This window comes from Actinocorallia libanotica, assembly GCF_039525175.1.
Classification (GTDB): domain Bacteria; phylum Actinomycetota; class Actinomycetes; order Streptosporangiales; family Streptosporangiaceae; genus Actinocorallia; species Actinocorallia libanotica.
In genome coordinates this window covers 46,939-63,147 of the sequence record NZ_BAAAHH010000025.1, presented here as the reverse complement: position 1 = coordinate 63,147, position 16,209 = coordinate 46,939, and the positions used below count along the sequence as shown (strand labels likewise).

Sequence of the window (16,209 nt, the reverse complement as noted above, 5' to 3'; positions counted from 1 at the left end):
CAGGCTCCCCCGCCGGGGGCTCCCGCCGGATCGGAGCCAGGGCCGAACTCCGAAGTAGGAGCACGGTCTGATCCGGCGGGCGTCCGGCCGGGCTACCTTCGAGGACGTGCTCCTCAACCGACGCCGCCTCGTGGCGGTCGACGCCGTGGTCGCGGCGGGCCTGGTCTGCTCCGCCTTCCTGGCCGTACGGGAACCGCCCGCGCCCGAACCGGTGGCGGTCTCGCTGGCCGTGGCGGTCGCGCTCGGCGCGCCCGTGGCCGTCCGGCGGCTCTGGCCGCTGAGCGCGTGCGCGGTCGTCGTCTGCGCCGCGGCGGCCTCCTTCGCGGCGCGGATGATCCCCGACTACGCCGCCCCGGCGCCCTACGCGTGCCTGGTCATGGTCCTCTACACCGTCGCGCTCGCCGGACGCTGGGAGCCGCTGGCCGCGGTCTCGGCCCTCGCGATGCTCCTCGCCGGGCAGATCGGCCCCCGGCCTCTCGTGCTGCTCGCCCTCGTCGCGCCCTGGGCGACCGGCTTCTACGTCAAGGAGAGACGGGCGTTCGCCGCCAGGTCGGCGGCACAGCTCGCCGAGCAGGCCGTCGCGGAGGAACGGCTCCGCATCGCCCGCGAGATGCACGACATCGTCGCGCACAGCCTGGGCGTCATCACGGTGCAGGCCTCGATCGCCGCGCATGTGGCCGAGGCGCGTCCCGCGGAGGCCGGGAAGACGCTCGGGCTCATCGAGGAGACGGGCCGCAGGGCGCTGGCCGAGATGCGCGCCACGCTCGGCGTCCTCCGGGCACCGGCCGATCTCGCCCCGGCGCCCCGCCTCGCCGACCTCGGCTCGCTCGCCGAACACGCCGCGTCGGCCGGTGTCGAGGTGCGGCTGGACGTCGCCGACCTGCCGCCGCTCTCCCCCGGCCTGGAACTGGCCGTCTACCGGATCGTCCAGGAGGCCGTCACCAACGTGATCAAGCACGCGGCTCCGGCGACCTGCGAGGTCACCGTCACGCGCGACCTCCGGATCACGGTCGTCGACGACGGCCCGGGCGCGCACGGCCACGTGCCGGGGCACGGCCTCACCGGCATCCGCGAAAGGGTGGGCATGTACGACGGCGAGTTCTCCGCGGGCCCGCGCCCCGAAGGCGGTTTCGCGGTCTCGGCCCACCTGCCTCTGGAGGCCGCCCGATGATCCGCGTCCTCATCGCCGACGACCAGGCGCTGCTGCGCGGGAGTTTCCGGCTGCTCGTGGAGACGGCGCCGGGGCTGGAGGTGGTCGGCGAGGCCGCCACGGGCGCCGAAGCCGTCGGACTCGCCGCTTCGGCCCGGCCCGACGTGGTGCTGATGGACGTCCGCATGCCCGAGATGGACGGCATCGAGGCGACACGGCGCATCACCGCCGCCGAGTCGGCCGCCCGGATCCTCATCCTCACCACCTTCGACCTGGACGAGTACGTCTACGCGGCGCTCCAGGCCGGCGCCAGCGGCTTCCTCCTCAAGGACACCCCGCCACCACGGCTCCTGGAGGCGATCCAGGTGGTCGCCTCAGGCGACGCCCTCCTCGCCCCCTCGGTGACCCGGCGCCTGGTCGCCGAGTTCGCACGCCACCGCCCGTCCCCCCCGACAGTCCGCGGCCTGGAGGAGCTGACCAGCCGCGAACGGGAGGTCCTCGCCCTCATCGCCCGCGGCCTCTCCAACACCGAACTGGCCGACCACCTGACCCTGAGCCCCGCAACGGTCAAAACCCACATCGGCCGTCTGCTGGCCAAGCTCCACGCCCGCGACCGCGCCCAACTCGTCATCACCGCCTACGAGACCGGCCTGATCACGGCCCGCCGACACTGACCCCACCCCAAAGCCCCGTCATGGAGCCTTGAGGGGCAGAGCCGAGGACCGCTTCTAGGCGGGAGGCGGGTGCGCGGGAGGAGTGAGAGAGAACGGGGCGGGTGTGCGGCCGGGAGTGGTCGGGTAGGTGGTCTTCGGTCGGGAAAATGCCAATGTGGAACTCTCTCGGCTGAATGGGAGGGTTCGCATGGCGGGTCGGCTGGTGGCCAGGGTGGCGCTGGTGGGGGTGCCTCTGCTGGTGGGGGCGGTGCTGGTGGCGCCGGGGGTCGGGCCTGCGGCGGGGGCGGGGCCCGCGGTGAAGGCGGTGGCCACGGGGACGGGCGGGGCCGTGTCGACGGTCGACGCCGATGCCAGTCGGGTCGCGGTGGACGTGCTCAAGCGGGGTGGGAACGCGGTGGATGCCGCGGTGGCGGCTGCTGCGGCGCTCGGGGTGACGGAGCCGTATGTCGCGGCGCTCGGCGGGGGCGGTTTCTTCGTCTACTACGACGCGCGGACGCGCAAGGTGCACACCATCGACGGGCGGGAGACGGCGCCTGGGGCCATGCGGGCGGACTCGTTCGTCGATCCGGAGACGAAGAAGGCGATTCCGTTCGACGAAGCGGTCACCAGCGGGCTGTCCGTGGGGGTGCCCGGGACGCTCGCGCAGTGGGATCAGGCGTTGCGGCGGCACGGTACGCGGAAGTTGAGCGAGCTTCTAGAGCCGTCCATCCAGCTCGCGGAGAACGGATTCCGCGTCGACCAGGAGTTCCACGACCAGACCGCGCTCAATGCCGGACGGTTCGCTGACATCGTGCCTACGAAGGAGTTGTTCCTGCCCGATGGGACTCCGCCCGCGGTGGGGACGGTCTTCCGCAACCCGGATCTGGCCGCCACCTATCGGGAGATCGCCGAACGCGGGATCGACTGGTTCTACCGGGGCGAGCTGGCCAAAGAGATCGTCCAGACGGTGCAGAAGCCGCCCGTGGCAGACGCGTCGACGCGCAAAGTCCGGCCCGGACTCATGGAGGCGGCCGACCTCTCCGCGTACAAGGCGCCTTTCCGAGCCCCCACGCGCGTCGACTACCGGGACCTGGAGGTCTACGGGATGGCTCCTCCGTCATCCGGAGGCTCCACGGTCGGCGAGGCGCTGAACATCCTGGAGCGTTTCCCGCTCACCAAACGCGACCCCGTGCAGGCGTTGCACTACTACCTGGAGGCGTCCAAGCTCGCGTACGCCGACCGTGGCGCTTACGTAGGCGACGTGCCTGAAGTGCCTCTGAAGCAGCTTCTCTCCGACGGATACGCCAAGGAGCGGGCCTGCCTGGTGCGTGCCGACACCGCGCTGAAGGCTCCCGTCGCCGCGGGTTCGCCCGACGGCTCATACAAGAAGTGCCCGAAGGTCTCCGGAGAGGGGCGGGCGCTGTCCTATGAGGGACCGCAGACCACCAACCTCGTCGTCTCCGACAAGTGGGGCAACGTCGTCGCCTACACGTTGACCATCGAGCAGTTCGGCGGCAGCGGCCTGACCGTCCCCGGCCGCGGCTTCATCCTCAACAACGAGCTGACGGACTTCAGCCTCACCCCGACTGCGGGCGACCCGAACACGGCGGGTCCCGGGAAGCGCCCGCGCAGCAGCATGGCGCCCACGATCGTCCTGAAGGACGGCAAGCCCTTCCTCGCCTTGGGCTCCCCCGGCGGCTCGACCATCATCACGACGGTCCTGCAGATCCTGCTGAACCGGCTCCACCTCGGCATGGACCTGCCCGAAGCGGTCGCCGCGCCCCGCGCCACCCAGCGCAACACGGCCGAGACCCTCGCCGAACAGGAGTTCCTCGACCGCTACAAGTCCGCGCTGACCGCCAAGGGGCAGAAACTGGCGCTCTTCCCCGGCCCGCCTCCGGTCATCGGCGCCGCCACCGCCCTGGAGTTCCTGCGGCCCCACCTCGTCCAGGCCGTGGCCGAGCCGACCCGCCGTCACGGTGGCAGCGCGATGGTCGTCAGGCCCCGCTGAAGCCGTAGAGCCAGTCGACGTAGGTGTAGTCGTGCGGGGCTCGCTGCCGGAACAGTGTGTTGCGGAGCAGGCGGCCGACTCCGTCGGTGTGCCAGATGTCGCCCCAGAGGCGGGAGGCGGCCTGGACATGCGCCGTACGGGCGGTGCGGGCGTCCTCGTAACGCTTCAAGGCGACCGACCAATCCAGGTCAGAGGCCAGTTCCGTGGCCAGGCAATGGGCGTCTTCGATCGCCTGACAGGCGCCCTGAGCCAGGTATTGCAGCATCGGGTGGGCGGCATCACCGGTCAGGACGAGGCGGCCATTGATCCAGTTGGGGATCGGCAGGCGGTCGTACATCGGCCAGCGGCGTGTGAGACTCAACGATTTCAGCCCCGCACGGGCCTTCGGGCCGCACCCTGCGAAGACGGCCTCCAACTCCTCCGGACCGCCCCAGTCCGCCTCGCCCCGCTCGTAGGCGGACGACTTGAAGACCGCGACGGTGTTGAACATCCGCCCGCCGCGCAGCGGATACTGGATGAGGTGGCAGCCGGGACCGACATAGCCGACCACGGTCTCCAACGCCTCGGGCTCCAGATCGAGCCGCTCGACGGGGAAGGCCCCCCGGTACGCCGCATAGCCCGCGCATACCGGCTCGTCGTCACTGAACCTGGCGCGCAGCCGCGAGTGCAGCCCGTCCGCGACGATCACGAGCCGGGCCCGGTGCTGCCCGCGAGCGCTGGAGACGACGGCCTCCTCATCGCCGGTCGCGGCGTCGTAAACCTCGCAGCCGGGCACCAGCTCGACGCCCGCGCGGACGCAGGCGCGGGCCAGGACGTCGAGCAGGTCACCGCGATGGATGACGACGTAGGGGGCTCCGTAGCGCGCGGCGAACCCGCCGTCGAGCTCCAGGCGGGTCAGCTCCTCCTCGTCGACGGCGTCCCGGAGCACCAGCCGGCGGGGCGAGACCCCCAGGCCGAGGATCTCCTCCAGCAGCCCCCATTCCCGGAGGACGCGGGTGGCGTTGGGCGCCAGCTGAAGTCCCGCGCCGATCTCCCCGAACGCCGGCGCGCGTTCCAGGACCCGGACGGAGTACCCCGCACGGGCCAGCGCGCAGGCGTTGGCGAGTCCGCCGATGCCGCCTCCGACGACCACGGCGTCGACCAGCGCGTCGCCCATCACCGCCGCCCTTCCCCGACCGTCCACAGATGATCATGGTTTCCCGGGGACACCCCCGGCAAACGACCCGAGGGCGGCACACCAGACGCATCCCACCGCTCAGGCGAAATCCCCGGAGCCCGGCCGTGCCGTGCCGGACACGCCCTCTTCGAGGGTCCGCGCCAGCAGGCCGAGCGACCGCAGGACGTGCGCCCGCTCCCCGCCCAGGCGGGCGAGGAGCTCGGCCTCGATCCGCAGCTGGTGGGGGAAGAAGTCGTCGATGGCCGCCGCGCCCTCGGGGGTGATGGTGACGAGGGCGGCGCGCCCGTCGTTGGGGCTGGGCTCGCGCACGATGTGGCCGCGGCTCTCGAGCTTGGCGAGGGTCTTGCTGACCGCGGCCCGGGACAGGCCGTGGTGGTCGGCGAGGTGCCGGGCGATGACCGGGGTCCGCGCGTGGCGCAGGGTGATCAGGAGATCGACCTCGGGCACGGTGAGCCGGCCGCCCTGGTAGAGGGGCTCCAGGGCCAGGCCCAGCAGGGCGTTGATCCGCTTCAGCAGCGCGACGACCTCCATGGGGGAGGTGTCGAGCTCGGGGTGCCCTTCGGCCCACCGGGCCCGGACCTCAGAGGGTGGGGGCAACAACGGTCCTCCTTTTGTTAACCAGTGAACTACCCATTACCATTCTGCGGGTGACCTCCGCCTCGCCTCCCCCGCCCACGGCCACCGCCCCGCCGGCGCGGACCACGGGTCTGATCGTCGTGCTGGGCGCCCTCACCGCGATCGCCCCGCTCACGACCGACATGTACATCCCGGCCCTGCCCTCCATGGGGGAGGCGCTGGACGCGGGGAGCTCCTCCATCCAGCTGACCCTCACCTCGTTCCTCGCCGGGCTGATCCTGGGGCAGGTCGTCGCCGGACCGGTCAGCGACGGCCTGGGGCGGCGGGGCCTGCTCATCGGGGGGATGATCGGCTTCGCCGTGACGTCCCTCCTGTGCGCGGTCGCGCCCGACGCCGAGACGCTGATCGCCGTCCGGTTCCTGCAGGGAGCCACCGGGGCCGTCGGCATGGTGCTGGCCAGGGCCATCATCACCGACCGCTTCCACGGGCGCGACATCCCCCGCTACTTCGCCATTCTGTCGCAGATCCTCGGCGTCGCCCCGGTGGTCGCCCCGGTGATCGGCGGCGGCATCCTCGCCGTCTCCACCTGGCGCGCGGTCTTCTTCGCGCTCACCCTCGTCGGCGTCCTGCTGCTGGTGTCGGTCCTGCTCAAGGTGCCCGAGACGCTGCCGCCCGAGCGCCGCCGCAAGGACGGCCTGGCGGGCACCTTCCGCGCCATGGGGCGGCTGGCCTGCGACCGCGCCTTCCTGGGGTACGCGCTCGTCATGGCCTGCGCCTCGGCGAGCCTCTTCGCCTACATCAGCGGTTCCAGCTTCGTCTTCCAGAACCTGCACGGCACCTCGTCCACCGTGTACTCCCTGATCTTCGCGAGCAACGCGGTCGGCATGCTGGTCGCCGGCGCCCTCTTCGGCAGGCTGTCGTCCCGCCGCCCGGTGAACCTGCTGCTCACCGCCGCCACGGTGCTGTCCCTGCTGGGCGCGGCCGCCCAGGCGGCCATCACGGCCGCCGCAGGCGAGACCCTCGCGGGCACCTGGATCACCCTCTTCCTGGCCGTGGGCGGCATCGGCATGCTCTTCCCCGCCGCGATGACCCTGGGCCAGACCCTGGGCCGCGCCGCCCCCGGCGCCGCCTCGGCCCTGATGGGCGGCCTGCAGTTCCTGTTCGGCGCCCTGGTCTCCCCGCTCGTCGGCCTGTTCGGCGAGTCGAGCTCCCTGCCCATGGCGCTCATCATGCTCGCCTCCATGCTCCTGGCCGCGCTCGCCCTCCTCACCCTCGCCCGCCCCTGGCTCCGGCAGGGCGAGGTGACGGCCGGAGGCCACTGACGGGGCGCCGCCTCAGCGCCGCCGGTCCTCCGCGGGGCCCGCTCCGACGGTGTTCCGCATGAAGCCGTCCTGGAAGAGCAGGTCCTGGAGGCGGTGCATGCGGGAGCGGAACTTCTCGCGCGCCTCGGCGCCACCCGGCCCGGGGTCGTTCCCGTCGTACGGCAGGAGGCCGCCCTGGACGAAGCCGTAGATGCAGTAGCTGATGACCATCGACACCATCTCGAAGTCCGGGTGCCCGACCGCCTCAGGGCCGAGGAGGTCGAGGGACCGACGGTAGACCGGGGCCAGGAAACGCTCTTCGAGGCCCTGGAAGTCGGCGGCGTCGGACAGCCTCCGGTGCTTCCATATGGCCGTCCCCTCGGGATGGTCCAGATAAAAGTCGAGGATATGGTCGAAATAAAGGCGAATGCCTTTCCGATCGGGTGTGTAAACACGCTCGATCTCGTCCAGCATCGCATTCTGCTCCTGGAAGAACCTCTCCATGACGAGCAGGTAGACCCCGCTTCGTCCGCCGAGCGCGGCGAGGGCGCCGGGCCCGGCACCGGCGGAGTCGGCTATCATTTCCGCGCTGGTGCCGTCATAGCCGAGTGCGGCGAAGAGACGTTCCGCAGAATCGATGATCCGGTCTCTCTCCTGCCCTGTCTCCGACGATTCCGTCATGACTTGATTTTATGGACGGGCGGGCAGGCCCGACCGTTCCCCAGGAAGATCCTTGGCGATGGCCGCCGCGCGGAGGTCAGCCCCGGGCATGCCGGCGATGGCGCGAGCGGCGGAAGGAGGACGACGTCCGCCGCACCGGCCGGACCCCTGTCGAGAAGTTTCCTAACCGAACGGCTAGCCTTCGCCCGGCCCCTCGGTTACAGTAAAACCGTCCGGTATCCGGACTCCCCGATAGTGCCGTATTTCCGTGCGGCACTCCTTCCGGCATTTCCCGCCGATGACGAACGGTGCCCTTCTCCGCATCGTCTCCCCGGCCCGTGCAGCGCGCCAAGACCCAGGCAAATCCCCGAGCGGGACAATTACCGAACGTTCATCCGGCCGAAACAAGGGTCTTGTCGCGGGAGGGGAAAAGATTTAAGTTACTCGCTGGAAACCCGCTGGCGAGGAAACAGGGGCGACACCATGGAGAACCGGGATCTGCGTCGAGGAGCGGCCGTCCCGACCCCGGGACTGCGGGTCGCGGGCGCGATCGCGGCGACGGCGCTGGCCGTCTCCCTGTCGGCCGCCCTCGCCGGGCAGGCCGCCGCGGGCGGAGGCGGGGTGAGCACGAGGGTGGCGCGCGCGGACTGCGGGCCCGGCTCCTCCCCGGAGACCGGCCTGCAGGGGCAGGTGCCGCTCAAGGACCGCAAGAGCGGCCGCAGCAAGCGGGGATACTCCTGCAACCTGGAGCTCGTCAGCCGCTACCAGGGCCAGGGGCAGGCCACCGTCGGCGCGTCCTACGGCCACTGCCAGTACCTCGGGACGATCCTGCCGGGCGCGGTGACGTCCAAGCGGCCCGGCGTCAACGTCATCGACATGGCGAACCCGCGCAAGCCGCGCCTCGCGGGCTCCCTGGTCAGCCCCGCCACCGTCGGCGGCACCTGGGAGACCCTCAAGGTCCACCAGGGGCGCGGACTGCTGGCGGCGGTGTCCGTCGGCGCGCTCAGCGGCGGGTTCTTCGTCTCCGTCTACGACGTCAAGACCGACTGCGCCAAGCCGCGCCTCCTCAACGGGATCAAGGGCACGAAGCTCACGATGCCCGGCGCCTTTCCCGGCCACGAGGCGTCCTGGTCGCCCGACGGACGCACCTACTGGACGACCGGGACGGTGGGCGGCACCATCGCCGCCCTCGACATGACGAACCCGCGCAAGCCCAAGGTGATCTACAACGGGATCACCGGCCTGGTCAACCACGGCGTCGGCGTCAGCGACGACGGCAGCCGCATCTACGTGGCCGACATGCCGGCCGGCGTCATCACCTTCGACGCCCGCGACGTCCAGCGCCGCGTGCCGCGCCCGCAGCTGCGCCAGATCGCCAAGACGACGTGGACCGACGGCCTGGCCACCCAGCACGCCATCCCCTTCACCGACCGCGGCAGGCCCCATCTCGTCGTCGTCGACGAGCTGGGGTCCGGCGGGGCGCGCATCTTCGACATCTCCCGGGAGCGCAGGCCCGAACTCGTCCGCAAGCTCAAGCTGGAGATCAACCGGCCGGAGCATCTGAAGCTGCGCGGCGCCGACCTGGCGCGGAACGGCATCTTCGGCTACGACTCGCACTACTGCACCCTCGACCGGACCGCCGACCCCACCGCGATGGCCTGCGGCTGGGCGCAGTCCGGCATCCGCGTCTTCGACATCCGCGACCTGCGGAAGCCGCGCGAGATCGCCTACTTCAACCCGCCCGCGCAGGTCGGACAGCGCCACCGGCTGACCAACTCCGCACACGCCTTCGTGCCCTTCGGCGCCTACTTCTCCGACGTCCTGCAAGGCGGCGGCGAAGGCGGGCTCCACACCGGCGAGACCGACATGACCGCCGACTGGTGCATGTCACCCCCGCGCTTCGACGGCGGCAGGCTGTGGGTCTCCTGCGACGACAACGGCGCCCTGCTGCTGCGCTTCACCAACGGCGCCTACCCGCTGCGATGAGCACGCACCGCGCCGGGCGCCTGTTCTCGGCCATCGCCCTCCTGGTCATCGGGGCGACGGCGGCGCTGCTGCTGGACGGCCTCACCGGTGACGACCGCCGCCCAGGCGAGCCGGGCCGCGTCGACATCGGCTTCGCCCAGGACATGGTCGTCCACCACCAGCAGGCGGTCACCATGGCGCAGACCGTCCGGGACACCGCGAGCCCGCCCGTGCGGCGGCTCGCCGTCGCGATCGAGCTCGACCAGCTCCGGGAGATCGGCCACATGCAGGGCTGGCTCGCCCTCTGGGAGGCTCCCCAGCTCCCCTCGGGCCCGCCCATGACCTGGATGAGCGGGCATTCCGAGCACGCCGCCGACCGGGAGATGCCCGGCCTCGCCTCCCAGGACGAGCTCGACCGCCTCGGCGGTCTCAAGGGCAAGGACCTCGACGCCTTCTTCCTCCAGCTCATGATCCGCCACCATGAGGGCGGCCGCCTCATGACCACCGCCGCCGCCCGCGACGCCGCCGTCCCCCACGTCCGCGCCTACGCCAGGACCATGACCATCGAGCAGCGCCAGGAGACCGCCACCATGTCCGGCCTCCTGTCCGCCCTGGACCGCGCGCCCCTCCCCTGATCCGGTCCCCGCACTCCGCGGGTCAGCGGTCGGTGAGGGCGGCGAAGGCCTCGTCGAGGAGGGCGGCGAGGTCGAGGGAGCCGTCGGAGGACGTCCAGCGGTCGATGGCCAGGGAGAGGCAGTCGAGGGCCGCGGCGGCGCGGACCAGGGGCGCCAGGGGCGGGGGGTCCGGGAGGCCCGCCCGGTCGGCGAGGGCCTGGGCCAGGCCGGGGCGCCAGCCGGAGTGCTTCTCCATGCGGCGGGCGCGCAGGGCGGGCGTCTGCTGGACGAGGCGGGTCAGGGCCAGGGTGCCGGACGGGTTCTCGCGGTAGTCCTCGAGGATGAAGTCGAAGGACCGGCGCAGGGCCGTCCAGTCGTCCTCGCCGGCGGGGCGGGCGCGCAGCTTCTCGGCGAGCTGCCGGCCCTGGGCGTCCAGGACGCTGAGGACGGCGTCCTCCTTGCTGCCGAAGTACCGCAGGAAGGTGCTGCGCGAGACGCCGGCCGCGGCCGCGACGTCGTTCACCGTGACCTGGTCGTAGCCGTTGCGGCGGAACAGGTCGAAGGCCACCTCGGCGAGCTCGGCCTTCACCGCCGCCCGCGCGATCTCCCTGGTGCCGCGCACCGTCCCCATCATCCGATCATGATATAAGACACCTTGCTGAAACTCGGTCTCATATTTAACACGATGACCGAACTATGAATCATGGAGTCACCTGTCCGGGAACGGACGTTCGGGGGAAGCGCGTGAGAGAGACCCATCCCACCAGGATCGTCGCCGTGCTGGCGTTCGCCGGCACCGTCGGCGCCATCATGCAGACGCTGGTCACACCGCTCATCGGCGAGCTGCCGACGATGCTGCACACCTCGGCGTCCAACGCCTCCTGGGTCATCACCGCGACGCTGGTCTCGGCGGCGGTGTTCATGCCGATCAGCGGGCGGCTGGGCGACCTGTACGGCAAGCGGAAGGTGCTGCTGGCGTGCTGCGTGCCGCTGACGGGCGGCTCGATCCTGTGCGCGCTCGCGTCCTCGGCGCCTTTGATGATCGCCGGGCGGGGGCTGCAGGGCGTGGGGATGGGGCTGGTGCCGCTGGGCATCAGCCTGCTGCGCGACGTGCTGCCGCCGCGGCGGCTCGGCTCGGCGATCGCGATCGTCAGCGCGTCCATGGGCATCGGCGGCGGCATCGGCCTGCCCGTCTCGGCCGCGGTCGCCGAGTACGCCAGCTGGCGCGCCCTGTTCTGGGGCTCCGCGGTGCTCACCGCGCTGATCGCCGTGCTGATCTGGCTCGTGGTGCCCGCCCCCGCGTCGCTGGCCTCCGGGGAGCGGTTCGATTACGTCGGCGCGGTCGGCCTGGGCACCGCGCTGGTCTGCCTGCTGCTGCCCGTGACCAAGGGCGCCGACTGGGGCTGGGGCGACCCGCTGACGCTCGGCCTGCTCGCCGCCGCCGCGGTGCTCCTGCTCGCCTGGGGCTGGTGGGAGCTGCGCATCACCCAGCCGCTGGTCGACCTGCGGGTGACGGCGCGCGCACGGGTGCTGCTGACCAACGTGTCCTCGCTGCTGATCGGCTTCGCGATGTACGCGCAGGCGCTGATCGTCCCGCAGCTGATGCAGCTGCCGGAGGCCACCGGCTACGGGCTGGGCCTGTCGATGCTGGAGATGGGCCTGTGGATGGTCCCGGGCGGGCTGATGATGATGGCCGTCTCCCCGCTGGGCGGCAAGCTGTCGGCGGCGCGCGGCCCCAAGTTCACGCTCGTCCTGGGCGCGCTGGTCATCGCCGTCGGCTACGGCTCCTCGATGTTCCTGCTGTCCACGGCCTGGGGGCTGATGATCGTGGCCATCGTGTGCAGCGGCGGCGTCGGCCTCGCCTACGGCGCGATGCCCGCCCTGGTCATGAGCGCGGTGCCGCCGTCGGAGACGGCCTCGGCCAACAGCTTCAACACCCTCATGCGCTCCCTGGGCACCTCCGCGGCGGCCGCCGTCGTCGGCGTCGTCCTCTCCCAGCTCACCATCACCGTCGGCCCCTACACGCTGCCCTCGGAGACCGGCTTCCGCACCGGCATGCTCGTCGGCTGCGGCCTCGCCCTCGTCGCCGCCGCCGTCGCCGCCACCATCCCGGGGCCGCGCCCCCACGGCGACGCGCCCGAGACCAGGCCCGGGGTCAAGGCCGAAGCCGCCGCCTGAAGCCCTTCCCCGGGAAGTCCGCCCGATTTCCGGGGCTAAAACATGAAATTCTTTCACAAGGGATCGTCCAGGTGACGTCTTTCCCGTATCGTCCGTTCGATGGCTACGGTTCTCCTGGTCGAGGATGACGACCACGTCAGGCAGGCGCTGCTGCGGGAGCTGCGGGCGCTGGGGCACGTCGTGCGCAGCGCCGGGCGGGCGCTGGACGCGCTGCGCGAGGTCGCCGCGCAGGCTCCCCAGGTCGTCGTCCTGGATCTGGGACTGCCGGATCTCGACGGCGGCGAGGCGCTGAAGATGATGCGGGCGGTCTCCGACGTGCCGGTCATCGTGGCCACCGCACGGGACCGGGAAGAAGAGATCATCCGGCTGCTGAGCTCGGGTGCCGATGACTACGTGGCCAAGCCGTTCTCGGCGGGCCACCTGCACGCGCGCATCGAGGCGGTGCTGCGGCGCGCCAGGGGGGCGCCGCAGCCGGAGGCGCTCATCGTGGGCGGGCTGCGGATCGATGTCGACCGGCGGCAGGCGAGCCTGGACGGGGCGCCTTTGCAGTTGTCCCGCCGGGAGTTCGACCTGCTGGCGTTCCTCGCGCGCCATGCGGGCCGGGTCGTCAGGCGCAGGGAACTGCTCGCCGAGGTCTGGCGGCAGCCCTACGGGGACGACCAGACCATCGACGTCCACCTGTCCTGGCTGCGGCGCAAGATGGGCGAGCGCGCGTCATCGCCGCGCTACCTGCACACCGTGCGGGGCGTGGGCGTGATGCTGATGGCGCCGGAGTGAGGCGCGTCAGTACTCGTAGACCTCGACGAGCGGAGGATGGCCGTTCCACGTCGCGAACACGGCGGAGCCGTTGACGCCGTCGGTCAGATCGACGCGCAGCCACTCCTCCTTCCGCCAGACCTTGGCCTGGAATCCGCTGTTGGGGGAGGCCGAGACGAGCCGTGCCGAATCGGCGGACAGGGCCAGCACCACACGGCCGGACTTCACCACGTAGGTGCGGACGTCACCGCCCGCGGGAGCGGGATCGGGCTCCGTCTTGGGGGGCTTGGTCGGACGGGCCGTGGGGCGTTCGGTGGCGGGCTTCGTCGCGGGCGGGACGGGTTCGCGGGTCGATGACGCCTGGGCCGTGCCGGAGGACGCGGTGGCCGTCGGCGCGGCGGGAGCGGGCTCCGACGCCGGAGGGCGTCCCTCGTGGACGGCCGCCTGGGCGGCGAGATCCGGGATCGGCAGCGCCGTGCCGCGCAGCGCGTCGCCCACGCCGGCCCAGCTGATCGCCATGCCCGCCGCCGTGGTGGCGATCCACACCGCGACGAAACCGATTCGTACCTGCATGGGGCCCCATTATGGTGATGCGCCGGTGAACAAGCCCGTCATACCAGCACAGAGGTGAGCATGCGAAGAGCACTGGCGCGCGTCGCGACCGCCGTGACGGCGATGGTGGCGCTGTCCTTCGTCGTCCCGCTCGGACTGCTCAACAGCCAGATGTCCCACGACCGGGCGCTGATCTCGGCCGAACGGCAGGCGGCCTCGCTGGTGCCGGTGCTGACGGTGACGAACGACCCCGACCAGCTCGACGCGGCGATCGGCTCGATCCCCGCCGGAGCCGCGGGACGCCTGGCCCTGCACCTCCCCACGGGCGAGGTGATCGGCTCCCCGCACGCGCCGGACGGCGACCTCGCCGAGGCGCGGCGCCTCAGCCGCACCTTCACCGCCGAGGTCGCGGGCGGGAAGGTGCTGCTGCGCCCGGTGCTGCTGGACTCCGGACGGCCCGCCGTCATCGAGGTGCACGTGCCGGAGGCCGAGCTCAGCCACGGCGTGGCCAAGTCCTGGACGATCCTCGCGCTCGTGGCGATCGCCCTGGTCCTGGTGTCCGTCGCGATGGCCGACCGGCTCGCGATCCGCGTCGTGCGGGCCGCGGACCGGCTCGCGCAGGCGGTGAAGCGCGTCGCCGGGGGCGACCTGGCCGTCCGGATCGTCCCCGACGGCCCGGCCGAGCTGCACGAGGCGGGCGAGGCGTTCAACCACATGGCCGACCAGCTCGCCCGGCTGCTGACCGCCGAACGCGAGGCGGGCGCCGACCTGTCGCACCGGCTGCGCACCCCGCTGACCGCGCTGCGCGTCAACCTCGACGGCCTCGCCGCGCACCCCGGCGACCCCACCCGGATCGCGCAGAGCCAGGACGCCCTCGGACGGCTGGAGGAGGCCGTCGACGAGCTCATCGCCGCCGCGCGCAGGACCGGCGGGAAGACCGCGGGCTGCGACGCCGCGGCGGTCGTCGGGGAGAGGCTGCGGTTCTGGTCCGCGCTCGCCGAGGACCAGGACCGCCTCTGGGACCTGGTCGCGCCCGGCGGGCCGGTCCCCGTCCCCGTCCCCGCGCCCGAACTCGCCGCGGTCATCGACGCCCTGCTCGGCAACGTCTTCCGGCACACCCCGCACGGGACGTCCTTCCAGGTCACCCTCCACCAGGGCGGCAACTCCACGGGCCTGCTGTTCGCCGACGCGGGCCCCGGCATCGCCGATCCCGAGACGGCGCTGCGGCGCGGCGCCAGCGGCGCCGGATCCACCGGCCTCGGCCTCGACATCGCCCGGCGGCTCGCCGAGTCCACCGGCGGCTCGCTGCGCGTCGGCACCTCCCTGCTCGGCGGCACCCAGATCGAGGTGTGGCTGCGCACCGCGCCCCGCCCGTCCCTCACGCGAACAGGCCGCCACACCGCCCGCCGAGCCCGCCGGAAGGGGCGGGCTTAGGCCTCGCTGATGCCTTCCTTAAGAGCTTCTGAAGAGCATTTTCCAGCCTCCTTCCGCGCCTTAGCGTCGGGGCGTCGCACCCCCTGGAGGCCAAGTTGAACAGCCACGTGAAGACCCTCGGCCGGTCCGCCCTCGTCCTGGCGGCGGCCGCCGCGCCCGCGGTCGGACTCGCCATGCCCGCCACCGCCCACGGCTCGATGCAGTTCCCGCTCGGCAGGGCGCTCACCTGCTACCAGGAGAACCCCGAGTCCCCCAGTTCCGCGGCCTGCAAGGCGGCCGTCGCCGCGGCCGGACCCCAGGCCTTCTACGACTGGAACGGCGTCCGCGTCGGCGACGCCGGAGGACGCCACCGCCAGGTCGTCCCCGACGGGAAGCTGTGCAGCGCGGGCGACCCGGCCTTCCGCGGCCTCGACCTGCCCCGCGCCGACTGGCCCGCGACCTCCCTGAAGGCGGGCACCCCCTACACCTTCCAGTTCAAGGTCACCGCCGTGCACCAGGGCGGCTTCCAGCTCTTCATCACCAAGGACGGCTACGACCCCGCCAAGCCCCTCACCTGGGCGAGCCTGGAGTCCCAGCCCTTCCTGACCGCGCCCGGCGCGACGCCCTCCAACGGCTTCTACAACCTCGCCGGGAAGATCCCGGCCGGAAAGAAGGGCCGCCACATCATCTACGTCGTCTGGCAGCGCACCGACAGCCCCGAGGCGTTCTACTCCTGCTCGGACATCGTCCTGGGCGGCGGCTCCACCACGAACCCGGGCACCACCGCGGCTCCGCGGCCGCCCGTCACCACCGCGCCGCGGCCCTCCGCCACGTCCACGCCGACCGTCGTCCCCAAGCCGTCCCGGCCCGGCAGGCCGACCGGGTCCGCCCGGCCCACCCGTCCCGGCAAGCCGGTCAAGACCACCGGTCCCGGCGGGCCGACCGGGCCCAAGCCCTCCTCGACCTGCTCTCCCGGCTCGCACGCCCACCACACCGACCCCTCGCACGTGAACCTGAAGAGCACTCCCGTGGCGGGCACCACCGACGCGCCGAAGACCTCCAGCACCGTCCTGATCGGTTCGATAGCCGGCCTCACCCTCGGCGGCCTCGCGGGGCTCCTCTTCACCGCCCGCCGCCGCGCCCGCAACTCCTCCTCCTGACCCCGGCCCGCCACGCGCCGAAGGCGGACGGCACTTCCCCGGC

General features: G+C 72.2%; 15 protein-coding genes. 10 read left to right on the top strand and 5 right to left on the bottom strand.

All coding sequences use genetic code 11. The features are described 5' to 3' along the window. The first annotated feature begins 106 nt into the window (after nt 1-106). The 3 genes from ABD140_RS26520 (at nt 107) to ggt (ending at nt 3,814) form a co-directional block, all read left to right on the top strand. Nucleotides 107-1,171: a sensor histidine kinase gene (locus ABD140_RS26520; protein WP_344243701.1), complete on the top strand. Its 1,065-nt coding sequence runs from the start codon at nt 107-109 to the stop codon at nt 1,169-1,171. Further along, nucleotides 1,168-1,824 carry a response regulator gene (locus ABD140_RS26515; RefSeq protein ID WP_344243700.1) on the top strand — a complete coding sequence of 219 codons (657 nt, stop codon included), beginning with the start codon at nt 1,168-1,170 and terminating at the stop codon, nt 1,822-1,824. The genes ABD140_RS26520 and ABD140_RS26515 overlap by 4 nt, the downstream gene beginning before the upstream one ends. Nucleotides 1,825-2,011: 187 nt before the next feature. Continuing rightward, complete coding sequence (gene ggt, locus ABD140_RS26510) at nt 2,012-3,814, top strand: gamma-glutamyltransferase (RefSeq protein WP_344243699.1); 1,803 nt, start codon at nt 2,012-2,014, stop codon at nt 3,812-3,814. Here the strand turns inward: ggt and ABD140_RS26505 are convergent. Continuing rightward, on the bottom strand, nt 3,801-4,997 hold the full coding sequence (locus ABD140_RS26505; RefSeq protein ID WP_344243698.1) for an FAD-dependent oxidoreductase: 1,197 nt from the start codon (nt 4,995-4,997) through the stop codon (nt 3,801-3,803). The two genes, ggt and ABD140_RS26505, sit on opposite strands and share 14 nt — an antisense overlap. 72 nt (nt 4,998-5,069) lie before the next feature. Next, entirely contained in the window at nt 5,070-5,588 is a 519-nt protein-coding gene (locus ABD140_RS26500) for a MarR family winged helix-turn-helix transcriptional regulator (RefSeq protein WP_344243697.1), read from the bottom strand. 50 nt (nt 5,589-5,638) lie between these two features. Between ABD140_RS26500 and ABD140_RS26495 the strand changes: the two genes are divergently transcribed. Continuing rightward, complete coding sequence (locus ABD140_RS26495; RefSeq protein ID WP_344243696.1) at nt 5,639-6,889, top strand: multidrug effflux MFS transporter; 1,251 nt, start codon at nt 5,639-5,641, stop codon at nt 6,887-6,889. 12 nt (nt 6,890-6,901) lie between these two features. Here the strand turns inward: ABD140_RS26495 and ABD140_RS26490 are convergent, their stop codons facing one another. Continuing rightward, on the bottom strand, nt 6,902-7,549 hold the full coding sequence (locus tag ABD140_RS26490) for a TetR/AcrR family transcriptional regulator (protein WP_344243695.1): 648 nt from the start codon (nt 7,547-7,549) through the stop codon (nt 6,902-6,904). Nucleotides 7,550-8,011: 462 nt separating this feature from the next. Here ABD140_RS26490 and ABD140_RS26485 point away from each other — a divergent pair, with 462 nt between their 5' ends. Continuing rightward, a complete protein-coding gene (locus tag ABD140_RS26485; protein ID WP_344243694.1) occupies nt 8,012-9,514 on the top strand; it encodes an LVIVD repeat-containing protein in 1,503 nt (500 codons plus the stop codon). Then, complete coding sequence (locus tag ABD140_RS26480; protein WP_344243693.1) at nt 9,511-10,128, top strand: DUF305 domain-containing protein; 618 nt, start codon at nt 9,511-9,513, stop codon at nt 10,126-10,128. The genes ABD140_RS26485 and ABD140_RS26480 overlap by 4 nt, the downstream gene beginning before the upstream one ends. Before the next feature lie 22 nt (nt 10,129-10,150). Here the strand turns inward: ABD140_RS26480 and ABD140_RS26475 are convergent, their stop codons facing one another. Next, the gene (locus ABD140_RS26475) at nt 10,151-10,741 is read right to left on the bottom strand and encodes a TetR/AcrR family transcriptional regulator (RefSeq protein WP_344243692.1); all 591 of its coding nucleotides are present in this window, start codon (nt 10,739-10,741) and stop codon (nt 10,151-10,153) included. 110 nt (nt 10,742-10,851) lie between these two features. Between ABD140_RS26475 and ABD140_RS26470 the strand changes: the two genes are divergently transcribed. Both ABD140_RS26470 and ABD140_RS26465 read left to right on the top strand, forming a co-directional pair. Next, a complete protein-coding gene (locus ABD140_RS26470; protein ID WP_344243691.1) occupies nt 10,852-12,285 on the top strand; it encodes an MFS transporter in 1,434 nt (477 codons plus the stop codon). A gap of 99 nt (nt 12,286-12,384) precedes the next feature. Then, nucleotides 12,385-13,062 carry a response regulator transcription factor gene (locus tag ABD140_RS26465; protein WP_344243690.1) on the top strand — a complete coding sequence of 226 codons (678 nt, stop codon included), beginning with the start codon at nt 12,385-12,387 and terminating at the stop codon, nt 13,060-13,062. Nucleotides 13,063-13,068: 6 nt separating this feature from the next. Here ABD140_RS26465 and ABD140_RS26460 read toward each other — a convergent pair whose 3' ends face one another. Continuing rightward, on the bottom strand, nt 13,069-13,614 hold the full coding sequence (locus tag ABD140_RS26460) for a hypothetical protein (protein ID WP_344243688.1): 546 nt from the start codon (nt 13,612-13,614) through the stop codon (nt 13,069-13,071). Between the two features lie 60 nt (nt 13,615-13,674). On the opposite strand from ABD140_RS26460, the gene ABD140_RS26455 reads away from it, so the two are divergent. Further along, nucleotides 13,675-15,027 carry a sensor histidine kinase gene (locus ABD140_RS26455; protein ID WP_344243687.1) on the top strand — a complete coding sequence of 451 codons (1,353 nt, stop codon included), beginning with the start codon at nt 13,675-13,677 and terminating at the stop codon, nt 15,025-15,027. A 95-nt stretch (nt 15,028-15,122) separates the two neighbouring features. After that, the gene (locus ABD140_RS26450; protein ID WP_344243686.1) at nt 15,123-16,166 is read left to right on the top strand and encodes a lytic polysaccharide monooxygenase auxiliary activity family 9 protein; all 1,044 of its coding nucleotides are present in this window, start codon (nt 15,123-15,125) and stop codon (nt 16,164-16,166) included. The last annotated feature ends 43 nt before the right edge of the window (nt 16,167-16,209 follow it).

Bases quoted from the DNA above. Each gene is read 5' to 3' on its own strand.
- ABD140_RS26485 (WP_344243694.1), top strand. From the start codon at position 8,012: ATGGAGAACCGGGATCTGCGTCGAGGAGCGGCCGTCCCGACCCCGGGA.
- ABD140_RS26460 (WP_344243688.1), bottom strand. From the start codon at position 13,614: ATGCAGGTACGAATCGGTTTCGTCGCGGTGTGGATCGCCACCACGGCG.
- ABD140_RS26515 (WP_344243700.1), top strand. From the start codon at position 1,168: ATGATCCGCGTCCTCATCGCCGACGACCAGGCGCTGCTGCGCGGGAGT.
- ABD140_RS26490 (WP_344243695.1), bottom strand. From the start codon at position 7,549: ATGACGGAATCGTCGGAGACAGGGCAGGAGAGAGACCGGATCATCGAT.
- ABD140_RS26465 (WP_344243690.1), top strand. From the start codon at position 12,385: ATGGCTACGGTTCTCCTGGTCGAGGATGACGACCACGTCAGGCAGGCG.
- ggt (WP_344243699.1), top strand. From the start codon at position 2,012: ATGGCGGGTCGGCTGGTGGCCAGGGTGGCGCTGGTGGGGGTGCCTCTG.
- ABD140_RS26480 (WP_344243693.1), top strand. From the start codon at position 9,511: ATGAGCACGCACCGCGCCGGGCGCCTGTTCTCGGCCATCGCCCTCCTG.
- ABD140_RS26455 (WP_344243687.1), top strand. From the start codon at position 13,675: ATGCGAAGAGCACTGGCGCGCGTCGCGACCGCCGTGACGGCGATGGTG.
- ABD140_RS26475 (WP_344243692.1), bottom strand. From the start codon at position 10,741: ATGATGGGGACGGTGCGCGGCACCAGGGAGATCGCGCGGGCGGCGGTG.